The organism is Kitasatospora sp. NPDC059812 (assembly GCF_042732075.1).
Classification (GTDB): domain Bacteria; phylum Actinomycetota; class Actinomycetes; order Streptomycetales; family Streptomycetaceae; genus Kitasatospora.
Genome location: NZ_JBHWIO010000004.1, coordinates 55,044 through 64,731, shown reverse-complemented (window position 1 = coordinate 64,731; position 9,688 = coordinate 55,044). Strand labels below are relative to the sequence as shown.

The following is a 9,688-nucleotide window of genomic DNA, read 5'->3' as shown; positions in this document are numbered from 1 at the left end:
GCTGCGGTGCAGGGCGACGCCGTACGGGACGCGGGTGCAGGGGGAGAACTGGACCACCACGGGGGCGCGCAGGCCGCCGGCCCCCCCCCCCCGCCCGCGGGGGGGGCGGGGGGCCGCGACGGCGGGCCCGGGCCCGGTGCGGGGCGGCTGGGCGGTCACTGCTTGACCTTGAGGCCGCGGTTCTTCAGCTCGGCCAGGGTGGACTGCTGCGCGGCGTCGAGGGCCGCCTGGACGGTGCCGCCCTGGGTGAGCTTGCCGAACGCGTCCTTGAGCGCGTTGTTGGTCGCGTTCATCGTCGGGCCCCACTGCCAGTTCGGCTTGATCGACTTCGCGGCGTCCGTGTAGAGCGCGTACACGTCCTGGCCGCCGTAGAAGTCGGCCTTGAAGGACTCCTCGGCCACCGGGACGAGCGCGGGCGCGGCCGGGAAGGCGGAGGAGGTGCCGGAGGCGATCCGGGCCTTGATGCCCTCCGGCGTGGTGGTCGCCCAGGTGGCGAACTCGACGGCGGCCTTGGCCTTCCTGCTGTTCTTGGAGACGGCGAAGGTGGTGCCGCCGACCATGCCGCTGGCCGGGGCGCCGTCCCAGCTGGGCACCGGGGCGACGGCCCACGTGCCGGCCGCGTCGGGCAGGGTGCCCTTCAGCACCCCGCCGCCCCAGGAGGCGCCGAGGTAGCCGGCGGTCTCGCCCTTCTGCAGCGAGGCCGTCCACGGCTGGCTGAACGAGGGCTGGACGCGGACCAGGTCCTCGGCGATCAGCTGCTGCCAGTAGTCCGCGGTCTGCTTGGTCCCGGCGCCGTTGAGGTCGACGCTCCAGGCGTCGTCGCGGCCGGTGAACCAGTGGGCGCCGGCCTGCCAGGCCATCGCCTCGAAGGTGGCCGGGTCGTCGGGGAAGAAGGTGGCGATCCGGGTGTCCGGCTGGGCCTGCTTCAGTTTCTGCGCGGCGGTGCGGAATTCGTCCCAGGTCTTCGGCGGGGTGAGGCCGGCCCGGTCGAAGAGGTCCTTGCGGTAGTAGAAGGCCTGCGGCGAGGCGTCCAGCGGCAGCGCCCAGGTGCGGCCGCCGAGGGTGGTCAGGTCCATGGTCTGCGGCAGGTACTTCGCCTTGAGCTCGCCGGGGACGAGCCCGGAGATGTCCTGGACGGCGCCCTGGCTGACGAAGTCCGGCAGTTGGGCGTACTCGACGTTGAACACGTCGGGGGCGTTGCCGGCCTTCACCGCGTTGGAGATCTTGGCGTACCCGCCGGCCGTGCCGGACGGTATCTCCTCGTAGACCACGTTCACGTCGGGGTGGGAGGCGTTGAAGGCGGCGACGACCTCCTTCGTGCCCTTGGACCAGGCCCAGAAGGTCAGCGTGACCGGCTTGCCGTCGTCGGCCTTCGGGGCGCCGCCGCCGCTGCCGGCGCAGGCGGCGAGCAGGACGGTGGACAGCAGGCCGCCGGCGGCGGCGCGGAGGAGTCTGCGCCGGGGGTGGGGGAGGGGGAGCGGGAGTGAGGGCATGCACGACTCCGGGAGAGGGGGGCGCGGCCGGGGGGTCAGTGGGGCTGCCGGTGGCCGCGACCGGGCGGGCAAGTGGTCGCCATCCTGGGCGGGCGATCGATCGAAGTCAAGAGATCGGGATCAAATGATCCGTTGCGATCAAAAGCCTTGACGAACGATCAACCGCTTTCTAGATTCCCCGCACGGGGCACGACTCCCGAGCCCCGGGCCATGGAGGACACCGCCGTGCTGCTGCCCCCGGAAGACCACGCCCTCAGCCCCCGCACCGGCTGGACCAGAGCCCACTGGGAGGCCGCCGCCGACGGGCTGCTCGACGCCGTCCTCCCCTGGGCCGGCCCCGGACACGCGCTGATCGACCTCCCCCGCGCTACGCCGAGCTGGTCCGGCCGCCGCTCCGACGCCCACGAAGGCTTCGCCCGCACCTTCCTCCTCGCCGCCCTGCGGATCGCCGGCGCCGGCGGCGCCGACCCGCACGGCCTGCTCGACCGCTACGCCGCCGGACTCGACGCCGGCACCCGCCACCCCACCACCGCACGCGACCTCACCGACGACGACCCGGCGTCCTGGCCCGTCGTCACCGACCGCGGCCAGGCCATGGTCGAGGCCGCCGCCATCGCGTTCGCCCTGCGGCTGACCCGCCCCTGGCTCTGGGACCGCCTCCCCGCCGACGTCCGGACCAGAACCGCCCGATGGCTCGCCGAGACCCTCCACCGCACACCCAACGACAACAACTGGTGGCTCTTCCCGCTCGCCGTCGGCGGCTTCCTCGCCGAGGCCGGCATCGAGGAGCACGCCGCCCGCGCCGCCGTCCGGCGCGGCCTCGAACGCATCGACCGCTTCTACCTCGGCGACGGCTGGTACACCGACGGCCGCCCCCGCGCCTTCGACCACTACAACGGCTGGGCCCTGCACCTCTACCCCGTGCTGCACGCCCATCTCGCCGACGACCGCGCCCTGCTCGCCGAGTACGGCCCCCGGCTCGCCGCCCACCTCGCCGACTACGCCCACCTGTTCGGCGGCGACGGCGCGCCGGTGCACCAGGGCCGCTCGCTGATCTACCGGTTCGCCGCCGCCGCCCCGCTCTGGGCCGGCACCCTCACCGGCCACACCCCGCTCACCCCCGGCACCACCCGCCGACTCGCCTCCGGCGCCCTGCGCCACTTCCTCGACCGCGGCGCCACCGGCCCCGACGGCCTGCTCACCCTCGGCTGGTACGGCCCCCACCCCCCGCTCGTCCAGCCCTACTCCGGCCCCGCCTCGCCCTACTGGGCGGCCTCCGGCTTCCTCGGCCTGCTGCTGCCCGCCGACCACCCCGCCTGGACCGACCGCGAGGAGCCCGCGCCCGCCGAACGCCGTGACACCGTCCGGGCGCTGCCCGGCCCCGGCTGGCTGGTCCAGTCCACCGCCGCCGACGGCCTGGTCCGCCTCCACAACCACGGCAGCGACGACCAGCCCGCCGACCGCGTCCACCCCGACGACCCGCACTACGCGCGGCTCGCCCACTCCACCGCCACCGGCCCCGTCCACACCGGCCCGGCCGACAACCACCTCGCCCTGCTGGTCGACGGCGAACCCACCGAACGCGGCCCCATCACCCCGCTCGCCACCGGCGACGGCTGGGCGGCCTCCACCCACCGCCCCCGGGCCGCCGGACAGCCCCTGCCCGGCGTCACCGTCACCTCGCTGACCCTCGCCCACGGCGCCGACGAGGTCCGCGCCCACCTGGTCGTCGGCGCCCCGCCCGGCACCCCGCTGCGCGAGGGCGGCTGGGCCGTCGCCGGAGACCACCTGCCGCCCGCCCGGCCCGTCGCTGGCACTGCCGCCGCCGCCACCGCCCACACGCTGGACGGCCGGCTGCTGACCAGTGAACTGCGCGCCCTGCACGGCTACACCGCCGCCCGCACCAGCCCCGTCCCGGACGGCACGGCCTTCGGAGCGGCCGCCGCCCTGCCGGTCCTGACCGGCGCCACCGGCGGGGCCGCCCACCTGCTGGTGTGCGCCGCCCGCCTCACCGCTGTCCGCCTCACCACCGCCCGCCTCACCACCGCTCACCTCACCGCAGCCCGTCTCACCGCCACCGCGGACGAACTCCCGACGCTCGACGGCCTGGCGGCGGACGTGGCGGCCGCCCCCGACGGGGCCTACCGGCTGCGGGTGCGGTGGCCCGACGGCGCCGTCCACGAGGCGGAGCTGTCGCCGGGAGCGGCCTTCGCCCGCCGGCTTCCGCCCGGCGCCCGGACCTGAGGAGCACCCGTGCCACTCGCCCTCTCCACCCTCGGCCTGCCCGACCTGCCGCTCGCCGCCGCCGCGCGCCTCGCCGCCGACCACGGCTGGCACGGGCTGGAACTGCGCTGCGCCCCGGGCCAGCCGGTCCACCCCGGACTGACCGCCGACGAGCGGCGCGCCGCCACGCGCGCACTGGCGTCCACCGGGACGGTTCCGCTCGCGCTGGCCTCCTACGTCGGCATCGCCGCCCCGGGCGCGGACGCCCCGCTGCTCGCGGACCTCGGCGGACACCTGGAACTCGCCGCCGACCTGGGCTGCCCGGCCGTCCGGGTCTTCCCGCACGGCGGCGCCGCGCCCGGCCCGGCGGCGGCCGACGAGCGGGCTGACGAACGCGCCGCCCGGCGGCTGGCCGCCGTCGCCGGCCGCGCGGCCGCGCTCGGCGTCCGGGTCCTGGTCGAGACGCACGACTCGCACCCGACCGGTCGCGACCTCGCCCGGCTGCTCGCCCCCGTCGACCACCCGGCCGTCGGCGCCCTGTGGGACCTCCAGCACACCGTCCTCGGCGGGGAGCCGCCGCAGGCCACCCACCGGGCGCTGGCCGGCCGGCTGGGCCACGTCCAGGTCAAGGACGTCGCCTCGGCCGCCGACCGCACGCCGCTGCCGCTCGGCGCCGGCACCCTGCCGATCGCCGCCTGCCTCGCCCTGCTGCCGGCCGACGCCTGGGTCTGCTGGGAGTACGAGGCGCCGTGGTACCCGGAGGCCGCCCCGCTGGCTCCGCTGCTCGGCGCGGCCGCCGCCTGGCTGGCGGGACTGCGGCGGTAGCGCTCCCCGGCCCGGCGCATGGGCGGGCCGGGGAGCGAAGGTGGCAACCGGACGGGCTCCCCGGCCGGGGGCTGGGGGTTCAGCCGCCGCAGGAGGTGCGGATGCGCAGGGCCGGGAGCAGGGAGATCCGGTGCACCGGCAGGTCGGGCCCGGCGGTGAGGCGGCGCAGCAGGAGGCCGACGGCGGTCTCGCCGACCGCGCGGGTCGGCGGGGCGACGGCGGTCAGCGGCGGGGCCGCCAGGGCGGCGAACACGTCGTCGTAGGCGATCAGCGCGAGGTCGTCGGGTACTGCGAGGCCGCGGGCGCGGAGCAGCGGGAGCAGCTGGATCGCGTCCTGGTCGTTGTGGATGAGGGCGGCGCGGACGCCGTCGGACACGGCGTCGGCGATCAGCCCGGCGAGCCGGTCGGAGTCGGCGGGGCGGCCGTCGTCACCGAGGGTGTCCAGGACGGGCAGGGCGGCCAGTCCGAGCAGTCGGGTGCCGTGCTGGTAGCCGGCCCGGACCTCCCGGGCCGTCCAGGAGTCGCCGCGGGCCGCGAGCAGGACCCGGTCGTGGCCGAGGTCGGCGAAGTGGCGCAGCGCGAGGAGGACGCCCTGCCGGTGGTCCGAGCCGACGGAGTCCAGGCCGGCGCCGGGGCCCCCGTACTCGGGCGCGCCGCGTTCGACCAGGATGGCGGGCACCGGCAGGTCGTCCAGCCAGTCGTGGGCCTGCGCGGGCCGGCCCGGCAGGAGGTTGGGTGCGAGCAGCAGCCCGTCGAGGCCGGATTCCAGCAGCCGTTCGGCCTGTGTGTGGTCGTCGCGGGCCTCGTAGGGGGCGATGCCGAGGACGAGTCGGGCGCCCGCCGCCGTCGCGGCGGCCCGGGCGCCGTTGATCAGCTCGTCGAAGTACGACCCGACGGAGGGCACCAGCAGCCCGAGGGCGCGGGTCTCGCCCTCGCCGTCCGTCGGCTTCTCCGGTGTGCGCCGTACGACGAACCCGTGCGAGCGCCCCACCCGGCCGGCCTCGGCCAGCGCGGCGACGTCCCGCCGTACGGTCACCGCCGGAATGGCGAGCCGCGCCGCGAGGTCGGCGAGCCGCAGGGGCCCGCTCGCCTCGCCGACGGCCTTGAGGATGAGGTCCCGACGTTCCTCGGCCGAGATGGTCATCGCCTGTCCCCCGTACTGCTCCGAACCGTGGCTGGTTGATCGGACCATATCTTTCGATCGACTTCCGATCAAGTATGACCGCGATGCCGCACCCCGGTACCCCACCGGCCTGCCCGCGCGGGCCCGCCGTCCCCGCGGCCGCCCCGGCGTTGAGCGGTGCTCAGGCCCCCTGCCCGCCCGTGCGCAGCCGTTGGAGCAGCAGGGCCGCCTGGAGTCTGCTGGTCACGCCGAGCTTGGTGTTGATCCGGCTCGCGTAGGTCTTGACGGTGGAGACGGACAGCGCCAGCCGTTCGGCGACGGCCGCGTTGGGCAGGCCCTCGGCGAGGAGGTCGAGCACGGCCCGTTCCTGGTGGGTGAGGCCGGCCAGCGCTGATTCGGCGGAGGCGGGGGTGTGTCCGGCGAGGGCGGTGTCCTGTTGGAGCATCCGGGCCACCACCCGGCCGGCGACCCGGGAGGAGAGCACCGTCTCGCCGGCCGCGCAGGCCCGGATGCCCCGCAGGAGTTCGTCCGGCGGCGCGGATTTGAGCAGGTACCCGCTCGCCCCGGCGTGCAGGGCCGGGAACAGGTGCTCGTCGCTGTCGAAGGTGGTGAGGATCAGGACCTTCGTTGCGCAGTCGGCGTCCGCCAGTGCGTGGAGCACGGCCGGGCCGTTGCGCCGGGGCATGTGCAGGTCGAGCAGCAGCACGTCGGGCCGGTGGTCGGCGACGGCGGCCAGCGCCTGGTCGCCGTCGGCGGCCTCCGCGACGACGGTGATGTCGGCCTCGGCCCGCAGCAGCAGTTTCAGTCCGGTGCGGACCATGGTCTCGTCGTCGGCGAGCAGGACGGTGATCACGCGGCGGCCTCGGCGGTCGTCTTCGCGGCGGTCAGCGGTAGGCGGGCCCGGACGGCGAATCCGCCCTCGGTGGTGGGGCCGGCGTGCAGGGTGCCGCCGAGGTCGTCGGCGCGGGTGCGCATGCCGTCCAGGCCGTGGCCGCCGGAGGGCAGTCGGGGTCCGTCGGGGTCGGCGGCCGTGGCGGGGGAGTTGACGATGTCGAGGCGCAGTCCGTCCGGGTGGACTTCGACGGTGACGGCGACCTCGGCGGCCGGGGCGTGCTTGTGGGCGTTGGTCAGGGCTTCCTGGACGATCCGGTAGGTGGCGTACTGGACGGCCGGTCCGGGTGCGGGTGGTCCTTGGGTGGGGCCGGTGAGGGTGAGGTCGACGGCGAGTCCGGCCTGGCGGGACTCCTCGACCAGGGCGGGCAGTCCGTGCAGTGAGGGGCCCTGGTCGGAGGCCGGGGTGAGGACGCCGAGCAGGCCGCGCAGTTCGGTGAGGGCCTGGAGGCCGAGGGTGCGGATCAGGCCGAGGGTCTCCCGGACGGTGGTCGGGTCGTCGGCGGCCGCGTGCTCGCAGGCGCCGGCGTGCAGGGTGATGAGGGAGACGCGGTTGGAGACGACGTCGTGCATCTCCCGGGCGAGCCGGGCGCGTTCGGCGGCGGCGGCGCGCTCCTCGGCGTGCCGGCGGGCTGCTTCCAGCAGCCGGTTGCGTTCGGCGAGCGTGGCGACGGCGCGGGCGCGCTGGTGGGCGGTGAGGCCGAGGGCGAGCGGGACGGCGCCGAAGACCAGCGGGTCCTCGATCACCGTGGCGAGGGTCGAGAGCTCGGTGAGGTCCCCCGGGTCGAACGGGTACGCCAGCCGGGCCCCGGCGAGCACCGCGAACACGGCCGGCACCCGGGTGGCGCCCCGGCGGGCGGCCAGCCCGTAGAGGGCGACGGCGAGCGGGAGCTGGCCGCCGAGCAGGGCGATCGCCGCGACCGCTGCCGGGTACCGCCGCCGGACGGCGAGGGCGAGGGCCCCGGTCGCCAGCAGCGCCGCGTTGACCGTCGGCGAGGCGGTCGGGCCGACGTCGGGGTCGTCGGCGGCGAGCGGGACGAGTACCAGGAGTGCGAGCGCGGCGGGTGCGAGGTCCGTGACCGGCCGGGGCATGCGGACGGAGAGGCTCAGCAGCATCGCTGCGAGGTTCGATTCGGACGGCTGAGCGGTTTTCCGGCTGGTCGGACGAGGCATGGGGGCATGCTTCCACACCCCGGTGACGCGGAGATGATCACCCGGCGGCCGCGAGTGCGCCCCGGACAGCAGCGACGGCGGGCTTCGGCTTCAGCCTGGTGTCCCACATCAGCTCGTCCCCCGGGGCGATCGGGTAGCTGTCGTGGGCGGCGGTCGAACCGTACCGGTCGGTCACACCCCAGGTGCCGTACGAGGTGCACGAGGGGGTCTGCGCGCAGACCTTGGCGACCAGGGCGAACTGCCCGGCCTGCGCCTCGCGGTCCTCGCCGTGCACGTCGATCTCGGAGATCCGTACGGACAGCCCGAGTTCGGCGAGTGCCCGGAAGTGGCCGGCCAGCACGGCGGGATCGACGTGGTCGTCGGTCTCGTGGACGTGCGCCTGGAAGCCGACCCCGTCCAGCGGGACGCCGCGCTGCTTGAGCCGCTTGACCAGGGCGAGGAAGGCGTCCCAGCGGGGGCCGTCGCTCTCCAGGCCGAACTCGTTGACGTACAGCTTGGCGTCGGGGTCGGCGGTGCGAGCGGCCCGGAACGCCTTGTCGATGTACTGCTCGCCCATCGCCTGCTGCCACACGTGCCGGCGCAGGCCGCTCCGGCCCGGGCCGTAGTCCTCGTCCTGGACGGACATCGGCTCGTTGACCACGTCCCACTCGGCCACCCGGCCCTTGAAGTGCCCGGCGACACCGGTGACATGGCTCGTCATCACCTCCTCGCGCCGCTCGGTGGGAGTCTCCCGCATCCAGCGCGGGAGCGCCTCGCCGAAGACCAGGGTGTGGGCGTGCACCCGCATGCCGTTGGCGTCGGCGAACTCCACCAGGCTGTCGCCCCCGGTGAAGTCGAAGACGCCGGGCTGCGGCTGGACGAACTGCGGCTTCAGGTCGTTCTCGGGAGTCAGCACGGAGAACTGCCCGGCCACCAGCTCCCGGTAGGCGGGGTCGGCGGCCAGCGGCGCCGAGGCGACGGCCGTGCCGACGCCGAGCGGGCGGGGGCGGGCGGCGGCGAGGGCGCGCAGGGAGTCGGGGGCGGCGGCGCGCCGGTCCGTGGGCCGGGCGGTGTCCACGACGGTGGCCTCTCCGCCGTCCAGCGGGCGAGCCCGGAGGGCGGCGAGCCGCCAGCCCTGGCCGCCGAGCGCCGCGTCCGCGCCGAACCAGACCTGCGAGGAGGCGAACGCGCCGGGGGCGGGCAGCTCGCCGAGTGCCGTGTCACCGGCGCGGAAGGACAGGACGTCGCCGTGCCGGGCCAGGACGAGCGTGAAGTCGTCCGGCAGTCCGGCGCCGAACGTCCGGGTCACGGCCGGAGCGGCCTTGGTGCCGTCGAACACGGCCACCTCCAGCCGGCCGTCGACCACGCCGAGTCGGACGCTGCGCCGCTCCTGGCGCCACTCGTCGTAGACGACCGGCAGCTCGCCGTACAGCTGGAGGTAGGCGGCGGCGTGCGCGGTGCCGCGCAGTTCCGCGGTGAGTTCGAAGTCGCCGCCCACCTCCAGGTGCGGGCCGTGCAGGTTGACCGGCGGGTTGGGCTGTCCGCCGGTGCCGTCCTGTTTGACGATCATCCGGCCGAGCGGCCGGATGCGGACCTCGTCGGCCCCGGCGGTGGCCCCGGCGAAGTGCGACCAGTCGTGGCCGCCGAGCAGGTCTGCGCCTCGGACCGGATCGGCCGGGGCCGCCGGATCCGTGGTCGGGCCCGCTGCCGGCCCGGTGGCGCCCGTCGTCGCGCCCGTCGTGGCGCCGTCGCGGTTCTCGACGCCGGGTTCGCAACCGATCAGGACGAGGACACCCGCGAGGGCGAGCGAGGTGAGAGCGGCGACCCGGATGGGAACGTCGGCGGGCTTCACGGACACGGGAACTCCTGACGGGGCTTTCGACTGGTTCGTCTTCGACCCTAGGAGGCGGAGGAGGGCGTTCCGGTCGGCTCGGAGGCGGAGATCGGGATGGTCCTTTGGTTGACACCTGCACCCGCCGGG

7 protein-coding genes are annotated in these 9,688 nt (G+C 75.8%); 2 read left to right on the top strand and 5 right to left on the bottom strand.

What is annotated here, in order from left to right; all coding sequences use genetic code 11:
- Positions 1 to 155 precede the first annotated feature (155 nt).
- Entirely contained in the window at positions 156 to 1,493 is a 1,338-nt protein-coding gene (locus tag ACFV6D_RS03335; protein ID WP_380558142.1) for an ABC transporter substrate-binding protein, read from the bottom strand.
- 210 nt (positions 1,494 to 1,703) lie between these two features.
- Between ACFV6D_RS03335 and ACFV6D_RS03330 the strand changes: the two genes are divergently transcribed.
- Both ACFV6D_RS03330 and ACFV6D_RS03325 read left to right on the top strand, forming a co-directional pair.
- Entirely contained in the window at positions 1,704 to 3,737 is a 2,034-nt protein-coding gene (locus ACFV6D_RS03330) for a DUF2264 domain-containing protein (RefSeq protein ID WP_380558139.1), read from the top strand.
- A 9-nt stretch (positions 3,738 to 3,746) separates the two neighbouring features.
- Positions 3,747 to 4,541 carry a sugar phosphate isomerase/epimerase family protein gene (locus tag ACFV6D_RS03325; RefSeq protein WP_380558136.1) on the top strand — a complete coding sequence of 265 codons (795 nt, stop codon included), beginning with the start codon at positions 3,747 to 3,749 and terminating at the stop codon, positions 4,539 to 4,541.
- Between the two features lie 79 nt (positions 4,542 to 4,620).
- Here the strand turns inward: ACFV6D_RS03325 and ACFV6D_RS03320 are convergent, their stop codons facing one another.
- The 4 genes from ACFV6D_RS03320 to ACFV6D_RS03305 form a co-directional block, all read right to left on the bottom strand.
- Positions 4,621 to 5,685: a substrate-binding domain-containing protein gene (locus tag ACFV6D_RS03320; protein ID WP_380558133.1), complete on the bottom strand. Its 1,065-nt coding sequence runs from the start codon at positions 5,683 to 5,685 to the stop codon at positions 4,621 to 4,623.
- A 160-nt stretch (positions 5,686 to 5,845) separates the two neighbouring features.
- Positions 5,846 to 6,517, bottom strand: coding sequence for a response regulator (locus ACFV6D_RS03315; RefSeq protein ID WP_380431032.1), 672 nt, complete (start codon positions 6,515 to 6,517; stop codon positions 5,846 to 5,848).
- Positions 6,514 to 7,671 (bottom strand): sensor histidine kinase, encoded by a 1,158-nt coding sequence (locus tag ACFV6D_RS03310; protein ID WP_380558130.1) that lies wholly within the window; start codon positions 7,669 to 7,671, stop codon positions 6,514 to 6,516. Before ACFV6D_RS03310 ends, ACFV6D_RS03315 begins: the two co-directional genes overlap by 4 nt.
- Positions 7,672 to 7,765: 94 nt before the next feature.
- Positions 7,766 to 9,565: an endo-1,4-beta-xylanase gene (locus tag ACFV6D_RS03305; protein ID WP_380558128.1), complete on the bottom strand. Its 1,800-nt coding sequence runs from the start codon at positions 9,563 to 9,565 to the stop codon at positions 7,766 to 7,768.
- Positions 9,566 to 9,688 lie beyond the last annotated feature (123 nt).

Bases quoted from the DNA above. Each gene is read 5' to 3' on its own strand.
- ACFV6D_RS03335 (WP_380558142.1), bottom strand. From the start codon at position 1,493: ATGCCCTCACTCCCGCTCCCCCTCCCCCACCCCCGGCGCAGACTCCTC.
- ACFV6D_RS03330 (WP_380558139.1), top strand. From the start codon at position 1,704: ATGGAGGACACCGCCGTGCTGCTGCCCCCGGAAGACCACGCCCTCAGC.
- ACFV6D_RS03320 (WP_380558133.1), bottom strand. From the start codon at position 5,685: ATGACCATCTCGGCCGAGGAACGTCGGGACCTCATCCTCAAGGCCGTC.
- ACFV6D_RS03310 (WP_380558130.1), bottom strand. From the start codon at position 7,671: ATGCTGCTGAGCCTCTCCGTCCGCATGCCCCGGCCGGTCACGGACCTC.